The following is a 21218-nucleotide window of genomic DNA, read 5'->3' on the forward strand; positions in this document are numbered from 1 at the left end:
GCCGTGCGGCCGGCGTCAGGCCCGCCCCTGCGGGGGCACCACCTCGGCGGCCGGCACGGGCCCCGGCGGCGTGCCGTCGCCGAAGGGGCGCCCGCCCAGGTCCTCGCGGCCGTGCGGCGTGAGCCAGCCGGACAGATCGGGCCCGAGCGGCACGATGCCGGTCGGGTTGATGCCGGTGTGCACCCGGTAGTAGTGCCGTTTGATGTGGTCGAAGTCGACGGTGTCACCGAACCCGGGGGTCTGGAACAGATCACGCGCGTACGCCCACAGCACCGGCTCCTCCGTCAGCTTCCAGCGGTTGCACTTGAAGTGACCGTGATAGACGGAATCGAAACGCACCAGCGTGGTGAACAGCCGGATGTCCGCCTCCGTGATCGTCTCCCCGACCAGGTACCGCCGGCCCGACAGCCGCTCCGACAGCGCCTCCAGCCGCCGGAAGACCCCGGCGCACGCCTCCTCGTACTCCTTCTGCTCCGTGGCGAAGCCCGCCCGGTACACACCGTTGTTGACGTCCTCGTAGACCTCCGCCATCACCGCGTCGATCTCGTCGCGCAGCCGCTCCGGATACAGATCCGGCGCGCCGTCCCGGTGCAGGGCGGTCCACTCGGTGGCGAGGTCGAGGGTGAGCCGCTGGTAGTCGTTGGTGACAAGCCTGCCGCTCGGCACGTCCACGACCGCGGGGACGCTCACCCCACCCGGATAGTCGCTCTCCCGCGCGTCGTACGCCTCCTTCAGGAAGCGGATCCCGAGCACGGGGTCGCGTCCGTCCGGGTCCAGCGTGAACCGCCAGCTGCGGTCGTCCTGGACGGGGTCGGCGATCGCCATCGACAGAGCGTCCTCCAGCCCCAGCAGCCGCCGCGAGATCACCGCCCGGCTCGCCCAGGGACAGGCCCTGCTCACGACCAGCCGGTACCGGCCGGCCTCCACCCGCCGGCCGTCCCGGCCGTCGGCGGTGATGCGGTCCGTGAAATGGCTCGCCGACCGCTCGAACCGCTTCCGGCCGTACTCCTCGTTGCCCTCGCCGCCACTCACCGTGCTCGCCCTTTCCGATCCGCTCGCCTCGACACCTGTGTCCTGGTGCGGGTTCCCCGATTTCCGCGACCCCCACGGTGTGAGCGGGACCGGCCGGGGCAGTCGGGCGTAGGTAACCGGACAGTGACGGTCACGAGGACATCGGACGGCGGGGGCCAGGAGGAGCTTCATGGGGCGGGAACGGCCCGGAATCGGGATGCCCGGGGACGGGATGGGCGGGGACGGAACGCCGGGGAAGGGGACGGGCGGCGACGGATCGCCCGGCAGGGCGATGGGCCGGGACACGGACGGAGCTGGGCTCGAGGGGCCGGGACGCGCACGGCAGGGCATGGATGGAGCGGGGCTCGAGGAGCCGGGACGCGCACGGCAGGGCATGGATGGACCGGGGCTCGAGGGGCCGGGACGCGCACGGCAGGGTACGGATGGAGCGGGGCTCGAGGGGCCGGGACGCGCACGGCAGGGTACGGACGGAGCGGGGCTCGAGGGGCCGGAATGCGCACGGCAGGGTACGGACGGAGCGGGGCTCGACGAGCGGGAGCGGCCCGGCGACGGACCGGCGGAGCTCTGCGAGCCGACGCCGCGGCAGGGCGACGCGGCCGGTGCCGACCGCAGGACCCGCGTCACCGTCCTGGTGGCGCTCGGAGCGAACCTCGTGATCGCCGTCGCCAAGACCGTCGGCGGGCTGCTCGCCGGGTCACCGGCACTCCTCTCCGAGGCCGCGCACTCGGTGGCCGACAGCCTCAACGAGGTCTTCCTGCTCGCCGCGCTGCGCCGCAGCCGCCGCCCGGCGGACAGCCGGCACCCCTTCGGCTACGGCAAGGAACGCTTCTTCTGGTCCCTGCTCGCCGCCGTCGGCATCTTCGTCATGGGCGGCTGCTTCTCCGTGTTCCAGGGGTTCCACGCCCTGGCCGGCGGCTCCGAGGACTCCTACGACGGTTATGTCGCCGGTCTCGCCGTCCTCGGCGTGGCCCTGCTCTCCGAGGGCGCCTCACTGCTGCGCGCACTGCACCAGGTGCGCGGGCAGGGTGGCGGCGCGGGCGGCCTGCGGGACCCGGCGCTGCGCACGGTCGTCGCCGAGGACGGTACCGCCGTGCTGGGCGTGACCCTCGCGATCGCCGGAATGGCCCTGCACATGGTGACGGGGCAGGCGCTCTGGGAGGCGCTCGCCTCGTTCGGGATCGGCGCCCTCCTCATGTACGTCGCCTTCTGGCTCGGCCGGGACGCCCGCGAACAGCTCATCGGGCGCGCGGCGGGCGCCGAGGCGAGCCGCAGGATCCGCGCCCTGCTGGAGGCACAGCCCGAGATCGACAGCGTCGAGGCCCTGCTCACCATGGAACTCGGCCTGGACTCCACCCTGGTCGCCGCCCGCGTGGACCTCGTCCCCGGTCTCGACAGCGAGCGGGTCGAGGAGATCGCCGTCCGCATCAAGCGCTCCATCGCCCACATCGTCCCCGAGTCCGATCAGATCTTCCTCGATGTGACGGACGCCCGCGCCGCGCGACGAGCACGACAGGGGGACGAGAAGGCAGCGAAAAGCCCCGCCGCGACGGGGGAACGCGGCGGGGCCTGAGACTCGGATGCCCGGTGCCCGGGGGATCATGCGCGTCGGTTCGAAAAATCCTCTCCGGCCCCCAACCGGTCATCACGGCCCCGGCTACGCGCCGTCCGCCGGCTCCAGTACGAAGACCGGTATCTCCCGGTCGGTCTTCTTCTGGTAGTCGTCGTACGGCGGATACGCGGCGACCGCTCGCTCCCACCACACGGCCTTCTCGTCCCCGGTGACCTCACGGGCCGTCATGTCCTGCCGGGTGGGGCCGTCCTGGAGCTCCACGTGAGGGTCGGACGTGACGTTGTGGTACCAGACGGGGTGCTTGGGCGAGCCGCCCTGTGACGCCACGACCGCGTACCGCCCGTCGTGCTCCACACGCATCAGCGGGGTCTTGCGGATCTTGCCGCTCTTCGCGCCGCGGGTGGTGAGGACGACGACGGGCATTCCCGTGTCCAACAGCGTCGTCCCCTCGGTGCCGCCCGAGCTCTCGTACAACTCCACCTGCTCGCGCACCCATTGCGTGGGGCTCGGCACATACTCGCCTTCAAGAGGCATGGGGCAACAGTCCCTTCCTGTCGGGTCCGGATACTGCCCCGTCTTCAACACACGTCCCCGCCGTTTTCATCCTCACCGGGCGGCCCGGCCGCGGCGATCGGCTCCGCCGGGCCGCCGGGGGGTTGTGAACTGCTCAGGGTTGACTGCGCACAAGCTTGTTCCACCCCATATGAGTGAGTGGCCGGGCTGCTTCCCGTGTGGCCTCATGGGCGTGAACGGAGGTTCCTCGGTCGAATGTGTGACCTTTGCCCTGAGCATGAGTTCTGGCAACAGGACTCACTCCCGCTCAGTCTTTGGGAACGGTCACGCCGGCATCAGCACGCGCGCCGCCAGGACCGCGATGACGGCACTCGACACGAGCCCCGTCGCCAGCCGCCCGCGGTGCCCGGTCAGCGCGCGGCCGAGCAGGGCGCCGCCACCGGCCAGCAGCAGTTGCCAGCTCGCGGAGGCGAGGAACGCGGCGAGGACGAACACCGCCTGTTCCAGCGGGTGTACGACCTCGGTGGCGCGGCTGCCCAGGACGAGTGCGGCGAAGTAGACGACGGTGGTGGGGTTCAGAAGGGTGATCCCGAGGAGCGCGGCGTACGCGCGTGCCGGGCCCACCGGGTCCCGCTGCCGCCGGGTGACCAGCCGTCGGGTGCGGTACTGGCGCAGGGCGGTGACCGCGCCGTGCAGCGCGAGGGCGAGGAGCACCAGGGCGGACGTCCAGCGCAGTGGCACCAGCAGGGGCTGGAGGGTGACGGCCAGCGCCGTGCCGCCCAGGGTGGCGACCAGGGCGTAGAGCCCGTCGGCGGTGGCGACGCCGAGTGCGGCGCAGGCGCCGGTCGGCAGGGACGTACGGGCGGTGAGGGAGACCAGATAGGTCGCGACCGCTCCGACGGGGATGGCGATGCCATAGCCCGCGAGGAGCCCCGCGACGAGTGCGGCCGTCATGACCGGGGCGGCGTCGGTCCCCACGGTCGGCCGGACTGCTGCTGCCCCGGCACCGGGCGAACGGCGGCGGAGGTCGGCGGCAGGAAGGCGTCGGTGATGAACATGCGCAGAGCTTGGGGCTGAGCGCCCCGCCCCCGCAATCGAATTACGGCGGCCGGGCGGCAGCGACGGGCGGGCCGCCAGTGAAGGGGCAAGGTATCCATCTGGACAGGTATTGACCGGGGAATCCAACCCTCCCTATCTTATTTGAAGTCAAACGAATCTGGGGGTGTCATGGTCGTCGCACCACGCATGCTGCTCGTGCTCAGCGAGAACTGGACGCTGACGGGCGGCCGGGCCGATCTGCCCACCGCCGTACGGTGGGCGCGCGAGGCGGAGGACGCCGGATTCGACTCCGTCATGGTCAGCGAGCACATCGTGCTCGGCCCCGACGCCGGTGCCGCCGGCATCATGGGCAACGCCCGCGACTACGCCCTCCCGGGCAACCAGGACCCGTACACCCCCTGGCCCAACTCCCTGCTCCTGCTCGCCGCGATCGCCTCCGTCACCGAGCGTCTGCGGCTCGCCGCCGCCGCGGTGCTCGCCCCGCTGCGCCACCCCCTGCTGATGGCCAGGGAACTCGGCACCCTCGACCTCATCAGCGAGGGCCGGTTGCTGGTGCAGCCCACCGTCAGCTGGAGCAGGGACGAGTACGACGCGCTCGGCGTGCCCTTCGGCAGCCGGGGGCGGCTGCTCGACGAGCACCTCGACGTCTGGGCGAAGGCCTGGGGGCCGTCCCCGATCTCCCACGACGGCGAGCACTACCCGTTCCGGGACGTCTACTTCGAGCCCAAGGCATACCGGCCGGAAGGGCCCCGGCTGTGGTTCGGCGGGCAGCGCCTGAACGGTCCCGTGCTGCGCCGGCTGGTCCGGTACGGCCACGGCTTCCACCCGCTGGGCCGGCCCACGCCCCAGGACCTCCAGATGCTGAAGGAGGCGATGACCGCCGCCGGCCGGGACATCACCGAGCTGGAGATGATCGGCGGCATCCAGGCGGTCTTCCCCGACGACCACTCCCCGGCGGACCTCGGCGCCGCCCTCGCCTCCCTGCCGGAACAGCTGGAGCAGGGGTTCACGACCTTCTGTGTCAAGCCGAACCAGTTCATCGACGACCCCGACGGGGTGGGGGCCTTCTGCAGGGACGTCATCCGACGGGTGGCCGCACTCACGGGCTGACACGGCGGAGGGGCCCCGGACATGGCTCCCACCCGTCCGGGGCCCCTGGCTCGGGCCCGGCCCCGTCAGCGCTCGAAGACGATCCCGCCGTCGCACACCGTCATGTCCACCTCGACCCGGGTGATGTCGTGCGGGTCGAGGCCGAGCAGCGGCCGGTCGAGAACGCACAGGTCCGCCACCACTGCCCGCCCTCGGCGTCCTCGCCGACCCCACCGCCCACGCCGGCGACCTCCACGACCTGCCGCCGGACGGCGGAGCGAGCCTGCTCGTCGCCGACGAGACCCTCGGCGTCCCCGGCCGGGCTCCCGCCGCGGTCCTGCGGGACACCGAGTTCCGTCGCCTGGCCCGCGCCTTCGCCGCGTCACACGGCACGCGACTGCGCCTGCTGTGACCCGTCGGGCAGGACTGGTACCGCGTCACCCTCCGCCGGCACACCCTCGGCGCCGCCCTCGCCCGGCAGGCGGTCCTCGTGCACGAGACGCCCGGCCCGCTGCCGTACGGCCTCAGCCCGCGAGCTGGAGGTGCTCACCCGCGCGGCCACCGGCCAGACCAACCAGGCCATCGCACAGGCGCTCTTCCTGTCGCCGCGCACCTGCACACCCATGTCGAGCATCTGCTGCGCAAGACCGGCGCCGCCTCCCGGGCGGAGGCCACGGCCCTCGCCGTACGGGACGGACTGCTCCGCCCGACCGCCGCGGACGTCGAACGTCTCGTCGAGCGGGCTCCCGGCGGCTGACGGCGGTTCAGTAAGGTTCCGCGGATGACCGATACCGCGCCCGGAACCCGGCAGAGCCCGGCACCCGCCTCCGGCAAGCCCTTCCTCTACGTCGTCGTCTGTGCCGCCGGCATCGCCGTCGACGTCGGCAGGCTCATCACGGCGGCACAGGAACGGAACTGGGAGGTCGGGGTCTTCGCCACCCCCGTCGCCATGGGCGGGTTCTTCGACACGGCGGACGTCGAGGCGCGGACCGGCCGCCCCATCCGCTCAGCCTGGCGCTCCCCGGGCGACCCGCGGCCCTTCCCGCCGCCGGACGCCGTCGTGGTCGCGCCCGCCACCTTCAACACCCTCAACAAGTGGGCGGCGGGCACGGCCGACACCCTCGCCCTCGGCACCCTGTGCGAGGCGTACGGCCTCGGCGTCCCCATCGCCGTCCTGCCCTGCGTCTCGGACGCCCTGGCGGCCCACCCGGCGTACCGCGCGAGCCTGGAGCGACTGCGCGGCATGGGCGTACGGTTCGGCGACCCGTACACCGGTGAGGCCCCACCCGACGGCGCACGCCCCGAGTTCCGCTGGGAGCGGGCGCTGGACCTGCTGGAGACGGAAGGCCGCCGCGTTCAACCGAACGGTTGAACCGGTCACCGGTCACCGGTCACCGGCCCACGGGCGACACGCGAGGTCCTTGCCCGGCCGCAGACTGACGGCGCCACCACAGCGGCCCGCCGAACGACACGGAGCCGCGGAAGGACCATGCCCTCCATGGCCGGCGATCTCAGTCGACGACACGTCCCCACCATCGGAGCGGGCCCCGCGCTCGGCGGACTCGTCGCCGTCGGCACCGCCCGGGCCGCCGCCCCGGGGACGTCGTCGAACCGGACGGCGCTCGGCCGCGGCCGGACGGCACGCCGTCGGACCCCCGGCGCCGGCCGCCGTCAGTGGGCGCCCGCCGGCTCGAACTCCGTGCCGCACGGGCCCGCGCCCTCGCTCTCCGCCAGTGGAACGGGCTCACCGCCCATCGTCAGCGTCTCGTAGTAGCGCCCGATGCGTTCGGTGGAACGGCCGACGTAGTGGCCGATGAAGGAGCGCCGGAAGCGGTCGGCGGTGCGGTTGGGCTGCGAGCCGTGCACCAGGCTGCCGTTGAAGAACAGCACATCGCCCGGGGCCATGTCGACGGGAACCGGCGTGAGGCCGGGCGGCGGGGGGACGTACTCGCGGACGAAGGACAGCTCCTCGTCCGCCTCCTGCGGGCAGAACAGGTCCATGCGGTGCGTGCCCGGCACGACCTCCAGGCCGCCGTTGTCCCGGTCGATCACATCGCAGGCGATCCACGCCGCCACACAGGTGCCCGGCTCCACCCGCAGATAGAAGTTGTCCTGGTGCAGCGCCTGCCCCCGGGCGCCCGGCGGCTTGAAGTAGAACATGCTCTGCGCGGCCAGGACCTCCTCGCCGAGCAGCTCCTCGAGGACCTCCCGCAGCCGGGCGTCCAGGAGCACCCGCAGGGACAGGTCGTCGATGCGGTGGGGGTGCATGACCCGGGGGTGGGTGTGGAGCGGGTCGGCGGGCCCGTCGGCCGCCGGCGGGCGGGGCTGGAAGTGCCCCGGGATCGGGCCGCCCGCCTGCAGCGCCGCGAACCGCTCGCACAGCCGATCGATCTCGGTGGGGGAGAACAGCCCCCGCACCACCAGATAGCCGTTCTCCTCGAAGTCGACCTTGCCTGTGACTGCCATCCGAGCGTCCCTTCCCTTCGGTGTCCGATGTGCTTCACGCTAGGTCGAAGCGCCTTCCGGGAGGATGCCTGTGTGTGCTGACTACTTGCCCGAGACCGCTGCACCCGCGGATCCGTCACCCCCGCCGGGCCAGGTGATCATCGGCCGTTTCCACCAGCGCCCGCCGTACGCCGTGAACCGGCCGGACGGCGCCGACAGCTGGCTGTTCACCTGGACCACGGGCGGCGGGGGAGTCCTGCGGCAGAGCGCGGCGGAGACCGTCGCGCTCCCGGGCGACCTTGTCGTCCTCGGGCCCGGCGTGCCGCAGCACTACGCCGTCGGGCCCGGCGCCGGGCACTGGGCGTTCTGGTGGGTGCACTGCCAGGCGAGGGCGTCCTGGGCGGCGTGGCTGCGGCCGTACGAGATCGGTGACCGGGTGTACGCCGTCACTGCGACCTCCGAGGGCAGCCGTGAGCGCGTCGACGCCGCCTTCCGCCGGATGCTCGCCGACGCCCGCTGGACGGGGGAGGGCTCACCCCCGGCATCCGACGGCACCCCGGTGGACGGCGAGGTCGCCGTGGCCCACGGCACGGCGGCCCGCGAACTCGCCCTGTGCTCGCTGGAGGAGGTCGTGCTGCTCACCGCGGCCCACGCCGAACCCCACCGGTCGGGGATCGACCCGCGGGTCCGCCGCGCGCAGCACCTGATCACCGCGGACCCCGGAGCTCCGCACACCGTCCGCTCCCTCGCCGAGCGGGTCGCGCTCTCCCCGTCGCGGTTCGCCCACCTCTTCACCGAACAGCTCGGCCACCCCCCGATGCGCGCCCTGCTCCACGCCCGCCTGCTGCACGCCGCCCGGCTCCTGGAGGCGACCGAACTGCCCGTCGAGCGGGTGGCCACGGCCTCCGGGTTCGGCAGTCCGTTCCACTTCAGCCGGGTGTTCCGGCAGCGCTACGGGGTCCCGCCGGGCGCGTACCGGCAGGCGCTCAGGGACGGCGGCTGAGCCGCGACCGCCCCGCCGGCCACGGCCGGCGCAGCCGCGCGGAGCCGTTCAGCCGTCGAACACGCGCAGCGACAGCCACAGCGCCACCACGGCCGAGCCCAGCGCCGCCGGGACGGTGAGCAGCCCGAGCCGGGTGAACTCGCCGAGGTCCACGTCGTGGTCGTGGTGGTGGACGATGCGCCGCCACAGCAGGGTGGCCAGCGACCCCGCGTACGTGAGGTTCGGACCGATGTTGACGCCGAGGAGGACGGCGAGGACGGCGCCCGTGCCGAGCGGCGCCGCGAGCGGCACCAGGACGAGGACGGCGGGCAGGTTGTTGATGACGTTGGCGATCAGAGCGGCCAGCGCGGCGACACCCAGCAGCGCCAGGAGGCCCGACCCGGACGGCATCACCCGGCTCAGCGCGTCGGCGAGGCCGTTGTCCACCACCGCCCGCACCACGACGCCCAGCGCCAGCACGAACGCGAGGAAGGGCAGCGAGACGGACCGGAAGAGGGCCACCGGGGTGGTGCTGCGCCGTACCAGCGCCCGCACCGACAACACCAGGGCACCGGCCAGCGCCGCCCACGCGGGCTCGATGCCGAGCGCCGACGTCACCACGAACCCGGCGAGCGTGCACAGCACCGTGACCAGCGCGAAGATCGGCATCTGCGGCCGCTCGACCGTCTCCTCCACAGGAGCCGCCATGCGGAGGTCGTCCGCGAAGAACCGCCGGAACACCACGTACTCGGCGGCCACCGCCACCGCCCAGGGCGCCGCCATCAGCAGCGCGAACCGGGTGAAGGTGAGCCCGCTCGCGGTGAACGCCAGCAGGTTGGTCAGGTTGGAGACGGGCAGCAGCAGCGACGCCGTGTTCGACAGATGCGCGGTGGCGTACACATGCGGCTTGGGGCGGGCGCCCAGCCGGGCGACGGTCGCGAACACCACCGGCGTGAGCAGCACGATCGTCGCGTCCAGGCTCAGCACCGCCGTGATCCCGGAGGCCAGCAGGAACGTCGAGCCCAGCAGCCGCTGGGGGCGCCCCGCCGAGGCCCGTGCCATCCATGCCCCGCACGCCTTGAAGAGCCCCTCGTCGTCGCACAGCTTGGCCAGCACGAGCACGGCGGCGAGGAACCCGAGCACGGGGCCGAGCAGTTCGGCCTCGGCACGCGCGTGGTCGACGGAGACGGCGCCGGTCGCGACCGCGACCCCGGCCGCCGGTACGGCGACGACGGCCTCCGGCAGCCCGAACGGGCGGGCTACCGCTGCGCCGAGGACCACGATGAGCAGAAAGACGGAGAGAACCTCGGCGAGGGGGGTGTTCACAAGGGGACTTTCGGGACTTCGGCGGCGCGACGACTGACGCACCTTACCGCCGCGAAACGGTGCCCGACGAACAGGCGTACGGTCCTCAGGCTCGCTCCGGGAGGCGGCCCCCGGCGGAGAAACGCTGGTCGGACGAGTCGCTTCCTCGGCAGGCGCCACAGCCCCGTAGGACCGATGTCACTCCTCCGACAGTGTCAGCTCCGCCCAGATCGTCTTGCCGTCCTCGGTGTGCCGGCTGCCCCACCGCTGGGTGAGCTGGGCGACCAGCAGCAGACCACGGCCGCCCTCGTCGAAGGTCTTCGCCCGGCGCAGATGCGGGGCGGTGCCGCTGCCGTCGGACACCTCGCAGATCAGCGTGCTCTCGTCGTGGATCAGCCGCAGCTGGATGGGCGGGGCGCCGTGCCGGATGGCGTTGGTGACCAGCTCGCTCACCACCAGCTCGGCCGTGAACGCGGCCTCGCTGATGCCCCACAGGGCCATCTGGGTGAGCACGTACTGACGGGTGCGGGCGACGAACGCCGGGTCGGCCGGGATCGGCCAGGTCGCGACCTGGTTGGGTCTGAGCCCCTTGGTGCGGGCCAGCAGAAGCGCCACGTCGTCGGGGGCGCCGCCCGCGGGGAGGAGGGACTGGACGACGTCACGGCAGATGTCGTCCAGCGGCCCCTTGCGGCCGGAGAGGGCATCGGCCAGCAGTTCCTGGCCGGCGTCGATGTCGCGGTCGCGGGTCTCGATCAGCCCGTCGGTGTAGAGGGCGATGACGGTGCCCTCGGGCAGTTCGAGTTCGGCGGACTCGAAGGGCAGTCCGCCGAGGCCGAGGGGCTGCCCCGACGGTACGTGCACCGCCATCGGCCGCCCGTCCGGGTCCAGTACCACCGGAGGCGGATGGCCGGCCCGGGCGAAGGTGCAGCGGCGGGTCACCGGGTCGTAGACGGCGTACAGACAGGTGGCGCCCACCTCCCCGGTCACACCCTCGCTGCCGGCCTCCTCGGAGAGCCGTACGACGAGGTCGTCGAGGTGGGTCAGCAATTCGTCCGGGGCGAGGTCGACGTCGGCGAGGGTGCGGACGGCGGTGCGCAGCCGGCCCATGGTGGCCGACGCCTGGACGCCGTGTCCGACGACGTCGCCGACGACCATCGCGACCCGCATCCCGGACAACGGGATCACGTCGAACCAGTCGCCGCCCACCCCGGCCTGCGCCGCCGGGAGATACCGCGAGGCCGCCTCCAGGGCCGGCATGTGCGGCAGGGTCTGCGGGAGGAGACTGCGCTGCAGGGCGAGGGCGGTCTCCCGCTCGCGGGAGTAGCGGCGGGCGTTGTCGATGCAGACGGCCGCCCGCGCCGTGACCTCCTCGGCCAGCAGCTCGTCGTCCGCGGTGAACGGGTCGAGCCGCTTGAAGCGGGTCAGCACGGCCACGCCGAGGGTCGTGCCGCGGGCCCGGATGGGCACCGACATGGTGGTGTGGACACCCAGCTCCTTGACCCGCGCGGAGCGTATCGGGTCCCAGACGAGCCAGTCCACGAGTGTGTTGGCGGGGTCGGTCGCCACGATCGTGTGCCCCACCGACAGCGACGCCGCCTGCGGTGAGGTGGCCGGGTAGACATCGGTCCGGCCGAGCTCGACGACGGCCTCGGGGCAGCCCGGGGTGATCGACTGGTGGGCCGTGCGGCGCAGGGTGAAGGGCGCGGACAGCGGACCCTCGTGCGGTTCGTCGCCGTGGTCCGGGGATTCCACGAGGTCGACGCTGACGAAGTCGGCGAGGGCCGGGACGCACACGTCGGCCAGCTCCTGGGCGGTGCGCCGGACGTCGAGGGTGGTGCCGATGCGGATGCTCGCCTCGTTCACCAGCTGCAGCCGCTGACGGGCCAGGTACTGCTCGGTGATGTCGTGCCCGGTGACACAGACACCGATCGGCCGGCCGGTGTCGTCGAAGAGTGGGGCGATGGCCGCCGACCAGGCGTGGGCGCTGTTCTCGTCGGCGGCTCGAAGGAACGTCTGCACGTCCTTGCGCCGGCCCAGGGCGAGCACCTCACGCAGATGCTCCTCCAGCTTCTCGCCCTGCCGCCCGCCCACGATCTCCGACATGTGCAGTCCCCGGAGCTTCTTCTCGGGGATGCCCACCGCGTCGGCCATCACGCCGTTGATGCCGCGCAGCCGGAGCCGGTCGTCGAAGACCGCCATGGCGCACGGCGACTGGACCATGACCGCCGCGGCCAGCGGATCGTCGCGTACCAGCGGACCGGGGTCGTCCAACGGGCACAGAACCAGCCAGCCGCCGCTGTCGTCGCCGTCCTTCGACCCGCGCTGGTGTGCGAGCAACCACACCGTCACGTTGTGTCCGTCACGATGACGCAGCGTGAGGGTGCCGCTCCAGCTGAGGCTGCCGGGCGGGGGTGGCAGAAAGGCCGCCTCCGGGGCCAGCAGCTCGGCGGCGGGCCGGCCGACGACCTCCGCCGCGGGCCGGCCCAGCAGGCGTCCGGCTCCTTCGTTCCACTCGACGACGCGGCCGTCGCGGTCCACGACTGCCCGCGCCGTGGCGGCACCGTCCAGGGCATACGCAGGCTGGTCACCGTGCGTTACCTTGCGGGTCCTCATCGTCGCGAGTTCCATTCCGCCGGACCGAACGGGCTTACGGGCGAATTCCAGCCTATGTGCTTTGCGGGGAATGCGGACGGGAAACCGCATGCCCACAGGGCTCGGTGGCCCGTCCGCGCCCAAGGGGCTCCAGGGGCTGGTGATGCCTGTGGGGCAGTTCGGTGGATTCTGATTGATCTTGATTGATCGTGATCGTTTATGGTGTCGGCCTCGCTGTCGGTGTTCGCCCGGGGTGTGGTCCCGAGGGCTGGGCGCCGGGTGGAAGGCAAGGGTCGGTGCTGTCGGCCAATCGAGGGGGCCCTCCCTCCGTCGGGGAGGGGTGCGCGCTGCCCGGGCTGTCAGATGTCGCGATCGTCGACGGCGGGCTGTGTGTTCCCGTCGAAGGTGTGGAGGTCGACCGTGGTGCCGCTTCAGTCACGGTCACCTTCACCCCGCGGCAGGCTCCCGACTTCGGCTCACTTTGACGAGCCGTCATCCCTCCTCGCTGCGAGGTGTGCTGCGCGTGAGTGGGTCGGACATCCTGAAACCCGTTCTGTCCGGACCGTTGACGGGCTGTCATGTCTCGAACAGCATGGCCATCGTCCGCATCTGGGAGCGCTCCCACGCCCCGTGTCACCGCTGTGCGCCCCCACCTCCTCCGAGGAGCCCAGACGTGAAACGACCCAGAACCACCCTGCTCGCCCTGACCACCCTCCTCGCGGCGGCGCTCACCGCGCTGCCCGCCGGTTCGGCCCAGGCCGAGGAGGTCGAACAGGTCAAGAACGGCACCTTCGACACCACCACCGCCCCGTGGTGGACCACCGGAAACGTCACCGCCGGTCTCAGCGACGGCCGCCTCTGCGCCGAGATACCCGGCGGTACCGCCAACCGCTGGGACGCCGCAGTGGGACAGAACGACCTCACCCTGGTCAAGGGCGAGTCCTACCGGTTCAGCTTCTCCGCCTCCGGTACCCCCCAGGGCAAGATCCTGCGGGCGATCGTCGGCCTCCAGGTCGCGCCGTACGACACCTACTTCGAGGTGAGCCCGCAGCTGAACGTCTCGGGCGACCGGTACTCGTACACCTTCACCTCCCCGGTCGACACCACCCAGGGCCAGGTCGGCTTCCAAGTCGGCGGCAACGCCGATCCATTCACCTTCTGCATGGATGACGTCTCCCTGCTCGGCGGAGTGCCGCCGGAGGTCTACGAGCCCGACACCGGGCCACGGATACGCGTCAACCAGGTCGCCTATCTGCCCGCCGGACCGAAGAACGCCACCCTGGTCACCAAGGCCACGACCAAGCTCCCCTGGGAGCTGAGGACCGCCTCGGGTTCCGTGGTCGCCCGGGGCTCCACCCGGCCGCGTGGCGTGGACGCCTCCTCCGGGCAGAACGTCCACTCCCTCGACTTCGGCTCCTACCGCAAGCGCGGCACCGGCTTCACCCTGGTGGTCGACGGCGAGACCAGCCGCCCCTTCGACATCGACCCGAGCGCCTACGAAAGGCTGCGGCTCGACTCGCTGAAGTACTACTACACCCAGCGCAGCGGCATCGCGATCAAGGACGAACTGCGTCCCGGCTACGGCCGTGCCGCCGGGCACCTGAACGTCGCCCCCAACAAGGGCGACGACCACGTGCCCTGCCAGCCCGGCGTCTGCGACTACACCCGTGACGTCACCGGCGGCTGGTACGACGCCGGCGACCACGGCAAGTACGTCGTCAACGGCGGCATCTCCACCTGGGAGGTGCTGAGCACCTACGAGCGCTCGCTCTACGCCCGCACCGGGCGGACCCACACACTCGGTGACGGCTCGCTGAACATCCCCGAGAGCGGCAACAAGGTCCCCGACCTGCTGGACGAGGTCCGCTGGGAGCTGGACTTCCTGCTGAAGATGCAGGTACCGCAGGGCAAGCCGCTCGCGGGCATGGCCCACCACAAGATCCACGACGAGCAGTGGACAGGACTGCCGCTCATGCCGGCCGACGACCCGCAGAAGCGGGAACTGCACCCGGCGAGCACGGCGGCGACACTGAACCTCGCGGCCACCGCCGCCCAGGCGGCCCGCCTCTACCGCCCCTACGACCGCGCCTTCGCGGCGAAGAACCTCGCGGCGGCCCGCACGGCCTGGGCGGCGGCCCTGGAGCACCCCGACATGTACGCCTCCGAGAGCGACGGCACCGGCGGCGGCACCTACGCCGACAGCAACGTCGCCGACGAGTTCTACTGGGCGGCCGCCCAGCTCTACCTCACCACCGGCGAGAAGAAGTTCGCCGACTTCGTGCTCGGCTCACCGGTGCACACGGCCGACATCTTCGGTCCCATCGGCTTCGACTGGGCGAGGACGGCCGCCGCCGGGCGCCTCGACCTCGCGCTCGTGCCGAACAGGCTGCCGGGCCGGGACAAGGTCCGCGAGTCCGTGATCAAGGGTGCCGACCGCTACCTGGCCACGCTCAAGGACCACCCGTACGGCATGCCGTACGCGCCCGAGAAGAACGCCTACGACTGGGGCTCCAACCACCAGATCCTGAACAACGCGGTCGTCATCGCCTCGGCCTACGACATCACCGGGGCGTCGAAGTACCGCGAGGGCGCGCTCCAGAGCATGGACTACCTCTTCGGCCGCAACGCCCTCAACATCTCGTACGTCACCGGCTACGGCGAGGTCAACGCCCGCAACCAGCACAGCCGGTGGTATGCCCACCAACTGGACCCGGCCCAGCCGAACCCGCCGGTGGGCACCCTGGCGGGAGGCGCCAACTCGGGCATTCAGGACCCCTTCGCGCAGAGCAAACTCCAGGGCTGTGTCGGTCAGTTCTGCTACATCGACGACATCCAGTCCTGGTCGACCAACGAGCACGCGATCAACTGGAACGCGGCGCTGGCCCGGATGGCCTCGTTCGTGGCGGACCAGACCTGAGTCCCCGCTGATCATGTGGCCGGCACCCCTGACCGAGGGGTGCCGGCCGCACCCGTTCGGTACCGCACCGCATACGCGATGACCTGGGAATATTTACGGGTAAGTACCCGCGCGGTACCGTTGGCGCATGCCAGCTCTGAATGTGGAGTTCAGCGACCGTGAGCTAGAGGACCTGAGGCAGATAGCCAAGGAGCGCGGTACGTCGATGAAGGCGCTCGTGCGTGAGGCGGCCGCGGCCGACATCGTGCGCCACCGGGCGCTGAAGGAGGGGGCCGAGGCCTTCCGGCAGTTCTTCACCACGCACGCCTACGAGTTCGCCGCCGCCTTCCCGGACGACGAACCGGTCTCCGCGGCGGCGGAAGGACGGGCCGGCTGAGCGATGGCCGCCGTCATCCACATCGACGTGCCCTGGCTGCTCCAGCGCCACGAAGAGGTCCTTCCCGAGCAGCCCACGATCAACGACTTCTCCGCCCTCGTCGCCGCCGTGGCCAGGCACCGCGTCGACCCGCCACGCCTCGGGGTCGACTCCGACCCGGCCTGGCGGGCCGCCGCGCTGCTGCACACCCTCGCGGTGCTGAAGCCCCTGCCGGCCGCCAACGCGCGCTTCGCCTGCGCCACGGCCGTCGCGTACATGTTCGTCAGCGGTGTCGGGATCAACCCGCCCTACGGGGCCCTCGTGGACCTCGCCCGCGATCTGATCTCAGGGAAGGCCGACGTGTACGGGGCGGCGGACCGGCTCCGCTCATGGCAGATCTGACGGACGGGACGCCGGGGCCGCCGACCCAGGGCGGGAGGAACAGGGTCGGCGGCCCGTTTCGCGCGGGAGAGCCGCCGTTCCGCGCGTGGCCCAGGCGATTCGGCCGTTTTCAGTGAACAACCAACCCTCACCGGGCCGGGAGAGTGCGTGGGCCACCGAGGCGTGCGCACGGTTCACACGGGGCGCTTGGACCTGGAATCCCCAGCGGAACCGGAAGGGTTCGTTCTGCGAATCGGAGCGCACCATTCCGGTCATCTGACCTGCTTTTAGTGATGCAGATGTTGTCCAAGTGCCTTGTTAGCCGCGAGTAACTTGTGCAAGGGTGAATCTCCTGCGCAGGGGCAATGGCCCGGCCTGAAAGGCCATTTGGGTTTTCGGGTCGCCGAAGAGTCCAAAAGGCTCAAGGTGGACGGCCATCATGCGGCTCAGTCCCCGGCCGCTTTCCCGGCGCCCGCCAAAAGGTACGCACCAATCCAGGGCCCTTTCGGCGGTCACAACTCCGTGTGCCATCTTGCGCCTTGGAAGGAACCCGCTCTGTGCACACCCCCCACCCCCCCCGCCCTGCCTACGCGCCCGCGCCAGGACCGGTCCCCGGGGAGTCCGACGAGATTCTCGCCGCCCGGCTGCGAGGCTGGCCGGAAGGCGGTACCGGCGATCCCGTCGCCCTGCTGATGGCGCGGCACTGGCAGCCGACGTACGACTATGCCGTCATCTGCCTCGCCTCGGGGTCGAGTGTCGCCTCGATGGTCACCGCGACCGCCTTCCACCGGGTGCTCGACGGGCTGATGCGGGGCGAGTCGGGTGTCGCTCTGCGGCCCAGGCTGCTCGTGGCCGCGCGTGACACGGTCAAGGAGTGGTCCGCGGAGGAGGGCGTCTCCGGCGTTCTGCCGGACTTGCGGAAACCCGCCGGAGGCCGTGGCATGCGCGCGGCGCAGTCCATGACGCCCGAAAATCGCAAGCTCGTGGAACGGTCCTTTCAGGCCCTCCCGGCCGTTGCCCAGTGTCTGTTGTGGCACACCGAGGTAGAAGCCGAAACGATAACCATACCCACCGGTCTGCTGGGTCTGGACGCCGACAGCGCGACCGCCACGCTGGAGCAGGCGCGCGAGAAATTCCGCGAGGGCTGCGTCCGCGCCCACCGCGAACTCGCGCCGTCCAAGGACTGCCGCTTCTACAACCGCCTGCTGGACGTGCCGATTCGCCGCGGCGGCGCCCTGCTCCCGGATGTCCAGCAGCATCTGCTGGAGTGCCGCTACTGCCGTTACGCGGCGGACCAGCTCAGCCATTTCGAGGGCGGACTCGGCGGGGTCCTCGCCGAGGCCGTACTCGGCTGGGGCGCGCGGCGCTATCTCGACTCCCGGCCCGGCCGGATGCCGTACAAGGGGAATTCAAAACGGTCCGGGGGTGGCGGCAAGCACCGTCTGCTCTCCCAGATCCCCGCCCAGCGCCGCCGCATCACCGCCGGTGCGCGCACCCCCCGGACGCTGCTCACCGTCGGTGTCTCCTCCGGGGCGCTGCTCGCCGCGATCCTCGGTGCCGCTCTGCTGTCCGACGACGGCAGCGGCGCGGATCCCGCCGCGTCCACCAGCGCCGGCGGCGGTGTCGCCACAGCACCCGACACCGGCGACGACAGCAGCGGTACCAGCGCCTCCCCGACGCCGCCCGCCAACGCCGGCCGCCCCACGGCACCCCAGCAGACCCGGCTGCGCAACCAGGTCGCCGACCTGTGCCTCGACGTCCAGGGCGGCAAGGCCGTGAAGGGTGCCTCGACGGAACTCGCCGTGTGCTCCTCCGACTGGACCCAGAAGTGGTCCTACGAGGAGGACGGACTGCTGCGCAGCGTCGCCAACCCGGAGCTGTGCCTGGACTCCCAGGTGGACGCCGGTGTCGTCGTGCTCGGCACCTGCGCCGACGAGGACTCCGCGCGCGGCGACGACGTGCGCTACGACTTCACGGTGCAGGGGGAGCTGCTGCCCCGGTGGGGCGAAGGGCTGGCCGTCGCCCCGACCGAGACCGAGGCCAAGGCCGATGTCGTGGTGAAGGGCCGGGACAACTCCACCACCCAGCGCTGGCTCACCGACGGCGTCACCGCCAGCCCCGAGTCGCTCTCCGTCTCAGGCTCCGAGGCGCCCACCGCCGAGACCAGGACGGTCACGAAGGAGCCGGAGGCGAAGGACGATGCGCCGGTGCCGGGGCCGGAGAAGCAGGACGGGCCCGTGCCCGGGGTGTCCCCGGACGCCGAGCTCAACGGCTCGATCATGTCCATCGGAGACGGCACGCCGCGAGCGCCCGAGGCGGACTCCGGCGCACTGCCGTCCCTGTCGACGCTGCACCTGCCGGATCTGCCGCCGGGCGTACCGCCGGAGGCCGAACTGTAGGAGGACCCGCCGGGCAGGGGCGCGTACGGGGCCGGACGCGCGCGTGGCCGGGTGTGTGGGTGCCGGGTGCCGGGTGCCGGGTGCCGGGTGCGTGCGGGGCTCCGCCCCCGGCGCCGTCCCGCTCCTCCCGCCCCGAGCGGCGCGGCCACCGGCGGATCAGGACGCCTTCGCCGGGGGCCGCTTCGTGCTCCTGCCCCTGCCCGTTCCCGTGCCGCTCCGGCTCGTCTTGGCGAGCTGGTTCTTCCGTGCCGCCGGCTTCTCCGCGTCCGCGGTCGTCGCCGGGCTCGGCGCGGTGCGGCTCGCCGCCGTCGGCCACGTGAGCTCGATCTCCAACTCGATCTCGCCGTCTCCGATCTCGACCTCGATCTCGCTGCGCAGATCGTCCGGGATCCGCAGACTCAGCGTTCCGGGAGCGAGTTCGATGTCGGCCTCCCCGCCCTCCCGCAGCGCCTCCGCCAGCGCCGTGAGTTGGTCGGCCGCCTCAAGACGTGACAGCGAGCGCTTCTGCTCGAACCTGAGGTCCTTCATGGAGGTCTCCGATCCATCGCGCAAAGGGTGGACCACATGAGGGTGAACACTGACCATTCTGCTGCCGTGCGCGGGATCGGACATCCGCATGACCGCCGCGGAAACCTCCGCGTCGGGGCCCCACCAAGGCCTTCCCGTGCGGGCCGCCGGAACCGGCTCTACGGTTGAGGGAGCTTCGAGCTCGCGGGACCCGGTGCTCCTGCGCCCATGCCTCCCCGGGCTCCCACCTCACCTGGAGGGCATTCGCCATGGCCACTGCGTCGGAAACCCCTGTCCTGGACACCCTCGCCGCCATGACGGTCGACTCGTTGGAGCGGTGCGGGCTGCCCCCGGACATGCTGATCCTCACGCGGATCGCGGCACTCGCCGCGTCGGATGCCCCGCCCATCTCCTACGTGGCCCACATCGACCCCGCCCTCAGGGCCGGTCTGACCACCGAGCAGATGCAGGACGTGCTGGTCGCCATCGCGCCCATCGTGGGCACCGCCCGCGTCATGACGGCGGCGGGGAACATCTCCACCGCCCTGGGCATCGCCATCGCCGTCGCCGATGCCGGGATCGAACCCCAGGCCTGACGGCACCCACGGGCAGAAGGGCGCTTCGATGTCCCGGAACGCGACCACGGCGATGCGCGCGGCACCACACGCCACGCCCGAGGAACGCGCGGCCCTCGGCAAGGCGGCTCGCCGCCGCTCGCCGCGGTCGGGCCATGCCGTGTACAAGCCGTCCCCCGACCGGCCGGATCCGCTGTCGATCCTGGAGGCGCAGTCCGCGGCACGGGTGCCCGAACTCGTCCCGATCCGCTACGGCCGGATGAGGGAGTCCCCGTTCCGCTTCTACCGGGGCGCCGCCGCGATCATGGCCTCCGATCTGGCCGACAGCCCGAGCTCGGGCCTCACAGCCCAACTGTGCGGGGACGCACACATGTTGAACTTCCGGCTGCTGGCCTCGCCGGAGAGGCAGTTGGTGTTCGACATCAACGACTTCGACGAGACGCTGCCGGGCCCCTGGGAGTGGGACGTCAAGCGGCTGTCGGCCAGTCTCGTCATCGCGGGCCGGGCGAACGGGTTCGACGACGCCGAGCGAGCCCGTATCGTGCGGGCGACGGTCCGCCAGTACCGCGAGTCGATGATCCGCTTCGCGCGGACGGGGAACCTCGACGTCTGGTACGCGAAGATCGGAGCGGATCTTCTCGAATCCCTCGCCGCGGGCCGGCTCCACAGGCGCAGTCAGCGGAATCTGGCCCAGGCGCTGGCGAAGGCCCGTTCCCGCGACAGCCTTCAGGCGTTCGACAAGCTCACCGAGACGGTCGACGGCCGGCCCAGGATCGCGGCGGATCCCCCGTTGCTCATCCCGGCCTCCGACCTGCTGCCGGATGTCGAGCGCAGCGGCCTCGAACGCCAGTTCCGCGGTCTTCTCGAGCGGTACGGCAGGACGCTGCCGTCCGACCGGCGCACGCTCCTGGAGGACTACCGGCTCGTCGACGTCGCGCGAAAGGTCGTCGGCGTCGGCAGCGTGGGCACCCGGTGCTGGATCTTCCTCCTGCTCGGCCGGGACGGTCGCGACCCGCTCTTCCTCCAGGCCAAGGAGGCGGACACCTCCGTACTCGCCCCCCATGTCGGCGCGAGCAAGTACAGCAACCAGGGCGAGCGGGTGGTCTCGGGCCAGCGGCTGATGCAGGCCACGAGCGACATCTTCCTCGGCTGGGAACGGGTGGACGGATTCGACGGCAAGCAGCGCGACTTCTACGTCCGCCAACTGCGCGACTGGAAGGGCATCGCCGTGCCGGAGCGGATGCGGCCGAAGGACATGGGGGCGTTCGGCGAGCTGTGCGGGGTCACCCTGGCGCGGGCGCACGCCCGGTCCGGGGACCGGATCGCCATCGCCGCGTACCTGGGCGGCGGCGACTCCTTCGACCGGGCCCTCGCCATCTTCGCGGAGGCCTACGCCGACCAGAACGAGCGTGACCACGAGTCCCTGACCGACGCCGTACGCGCGGGCCGGCTCCCCGCGGAGGAACTGCCGGCGGCCTGATCGCGCGGGCCGCCGAC

General features: G+C 71.8%; 17 protein-coding genes and 2 pseudogenes. 12 read left to right on the forward strand and 7 right to left on the reverse strand.

From position 1 onward, the window contains the following. Positions 1 to 15: 15 nt before the first annotated feature. A complete protein-coding gene (locus tag ACZ43N_RS20460; protein ID WP_468099171.1) occupies positions 16 to 1032 on the reverse strand; it encodes a glutathione S-transferase family protein in 1017 nt (338 codons plus the stop codon). 601 nt (positions 1033 to 1633) lie between these two features. On the opposite strand from ACZ43N_RS20460, the pseudogene ACZ43N_RS20465 reads away from it, so the two are divergent. Continuing rightward, positions 1634 to 2602 (forward strand): annotated as a pseudogene (locus tag ACZ43N_RS20465) (cation diffusion facilitator family transporter); the annotation flags it as partial. 84 nt (positions 2603 to 2686) lie between these two features. Here the strand turns inward: ACZ43N_RS20465 and ACZ43N_RS20470 are convergent. Both ACZ43N_RS20470 and ACZ43N_RS20475 read right to left on the reverse strand, forming a co-directional pair. After that, positions 2687 to 3136, reverse strand: a complete 450-nt coding sequence (locus ACZ43N_RS20470; RefSeq protein WP_468099172.1) for a nitroreductase family deazaflavin-dependent oxidoreductase — start codon at positions 3134 to 3136, stop codon at positions 2687 to 2689. Between the two features lie 303 nt (positions 3137 to 3439). Next, complete coding sequence (locus ACZ43N_RS20475; protein ID WP_468099476.1) at positions 3440 to 4069, reverse strand: LysE family transporter; 630 nt, start codon at positions 4067 to 4069, stop codon at positions 3440 to 3442. A 273-nt stretch (positions 4070 to 4342) separates the two neighbouring features. On the opposite strand from ACZ43N_RS20475, the gene ACZ43N_RS20480 reads away from it, so the two are divergent. The 4 genes and pseudogenes from ACZ43N_RS20480 to ACZ43N_RS20495 all read left to right on the forward strand — a co-directional run bounded on the left by ACZ43N_RS20480 (position 4343) and on the right by ACZ43N_RS20495 (position 6635). Then, positions 4343 to 5284, forward strand: a complete 942-nt coding sequence (locus tag ACZ43N_RS20480) for a TIGR03619 family F420-dependent LLM class oxidoreductase (protein ID WP_468099173.1) — start codon at positions 4343 to 4345, stop codon at positions 5282 to 5284. Between the two features lie 128 nt (positions 5285 to 5412). After that, a pseudogene (locus ACZ43N_RS20485) lies at positions 5413 to 5835 on the forward strand (hypothetical protein); the annotation flags it as partial. Beyond that, positions 5754 to 6020 carry a LuxR family transcriptional regulator gene (locus tag ACZ43N_RS20490; protein ID WP_468099174.1) on the forward strand — a complete coding sequence of 89 codons (267 nt, stop codon included), beginning with the start codon at positions 5754 to 5756 and terminating at the stop codon, positions 6018 to 6020. The pseudogene ACZ43N_RS20485 and the gene ACZ43N_RS20490, both read left to right, overlap by 82 nt. A gap of 24 nt (positions 6021 to 6044) precedes the next feature. Further along, positions 6045 to 6635, forward strand: coding sequence for a flavoprotein (locus ACZ43N_RS20495; protein ID WP_468099175.1), 591 nt, complete (start codon positions 6045 to 6047; stop codon positions 6633 to 6635). Between the two features lie 299 nt (positions 6636 to 6934). On the opposite strand, the gene ACZ43N_RS20500 is transcribed toward ACZ43N_RS20495, so the two are convergent. Next, positions 6935 to 7729 carry a phytanoyl-CoA dioxygenase family protein gene (locus tag ACZ43N_RS20500; RefSeq protein WP_468099176.1) on the reverse strand — a complete coding sequence of 265 codons (795 nt, stop codon included), beginning with the start codon at positions 7727 to 7729 and terminating at the stop codon, positions 6935 to 6937. 64 nt (positions 7730 to 7793) lie between these two features. Here ACZ43N_RS20500 and ACZ43N_RS20505 point away from each other — a divergent pair, with 64 nt between their 5' ends. Next, positions 7794 to 8711, forward strand: coding sequence for a helix-turn-helix domain-containing protein (locus tag ACZ43N_RS20505; protein WP_468099177.1), 918 nt, complete (start codon positions 7794 to 7796; stop codon positions 8709 to 8711). A 48-nt stretch (positions 8712 to 8759) separates the two neighbouring features. Here ACZ43N_RS20505 and ACZ43N_RS20510 read toward each other — a convergent pair whose 3' ends face one another. Both ACZ43N_RS20510 and ACZ43N_RS20515 read right to left on the reverse strand, forming a co-directional pair. Continuing rightward, positions 8760 to 10016: an SLC13 family permease gene (locus tag ACZ43N_RS20510; RefSeq protein ID WP_468099179.1), complete on the reverse strand. Its 1257-nt coding sequence runs from the start codon at positions 10014 to 10016 to the stop codon at positions 8760 to 8762. 177 nt (positions 10017 to 10193) lie between these two features. After that, on the reverse strand, positions 10194 to 12608 hold the full coding sequence (locus tag ACZ43N_RS20515; RefSeq protein ID WP_468099180.1) for a SpoIIE family protein phosphatase: 2415 nt from the start codon (positions 12606 to 12608) through the stop codon (positions 10194 to 10196). A gap of 652 nt (positions 12609 to 13260) precedes the next feature. Here ACZ43N_RS20515 and ACZ43N_RS20520 point away from each other — a divergent pair. The 4 genes from ACZ43N_RS20520 to ACZ43N_RS20535 all read left to right on the forward strand — a co-directional run bounded on the left by ACZ43N_RS20520 (position 13261) and on the right by ACZ43N_RS20535 (position 18639). Beyond that, a complete protein-coding gene (locus ACZ43N_RS20520) occupies positions 13261 to 15504 on the forward strand; it encodes a glycoside hydrolase family 9 protein (protein ID WP_468099182.1) in 2244 nt (747 codons plus the stop codon). 127 nt (positions 15505 to 15631) lie between these two features. After that, positions 15632 to 15880: a hypothetical protein gene (locus tag ACZ43N_RS20525; RefSeq protein WP_468099183.1), complete on the forward strand. Its 249-nt coding sequence runs from the start codon at positions 15632 to 15634 to the stop codon at positions 15878 to 15880. Positions 15881 to 15883: 3 nt separating this feature from the next. Next, positions 15884 to 16261 (forward strand): toxin Doc, encoded by a 378-nt coding sequence (locus ACZ43N_RS20530; RefSeq protein WP_468099185.1) that lies wholly within the window; start codon positions 15884 to 15886, stop codon positions 16259 to 16261. 536 nt (positions 16262 to 16797) lie between these two features. Then, positions 16798 to 18639 (forward strand): RICIN domain-containing protein, encoded by a 1842-nt coding sequence (locus tag ACZ43N_RS20535; RefSeq protein ID WP_468099186.1) that lies wholly within the window; start codon positions 16798 to 16800, stop codon positions 18637 to 18639. Positions 18640 to 18795: 156 nt separating this feature from the next. Here the strand turns inward: ACZ43N_RS20535 and ACZ43N_RS20540 are convergent, their stop codons facing one another. Next, positions 18796 to 19167 carry an amphi-Trp domain-containing protein gene (locus tag ACZ43N_RS20540; RefSeq protein ID WP_468099187.1) on the reverse strand — a complete coding sequence of 124 codons (372 nt, stop codon included), beginning with the start codon at positions 19165 to 19167 and terminating at the stop codon, positions 18796 to 18798. 248 nt (positions 19168 to 19415) lie between these two features. Between ACZ43N_RS20540 and ACZ43N_RS20545 the strand changes: the two genes are divergently transcribed. Together ACZ43N_RS20545 and ACZ43N_RS20550 are read left to right on the forward strand one after the other, a co-directional pair. Next, the gene (locus ACZ43N_RS20545; RefSeq protein ID WP_468099189.1) at positions 19416 to 19742 is read left to right on the forward strand and encodes a carboxymuconolactone decarboxylase family protein; all 327 of its coding nucleotides are present in this window, start codon (positions 19416 to 19418) and stop codon (positions 19740 to 19742) included. A 28-nt stretch (positions 19743 to 19770) separates the two neighbouring features. Next, a complete protein-coding gene (locus ACZ43N_RS20550; RefSeq protein ID WP_468099191.1) occupies positions 19771 to 21201 on the forward strand; it encodes a DUF2252 domain-containing protein in 1431 nt (476 codons plus the stop codon). The last annotated feature ends 17 nt before the right edge of the window (positions 21202 to 21218 follow it).

Source organism: Streptomyces sp. NPDC030814, assembly GCF_055572155.1.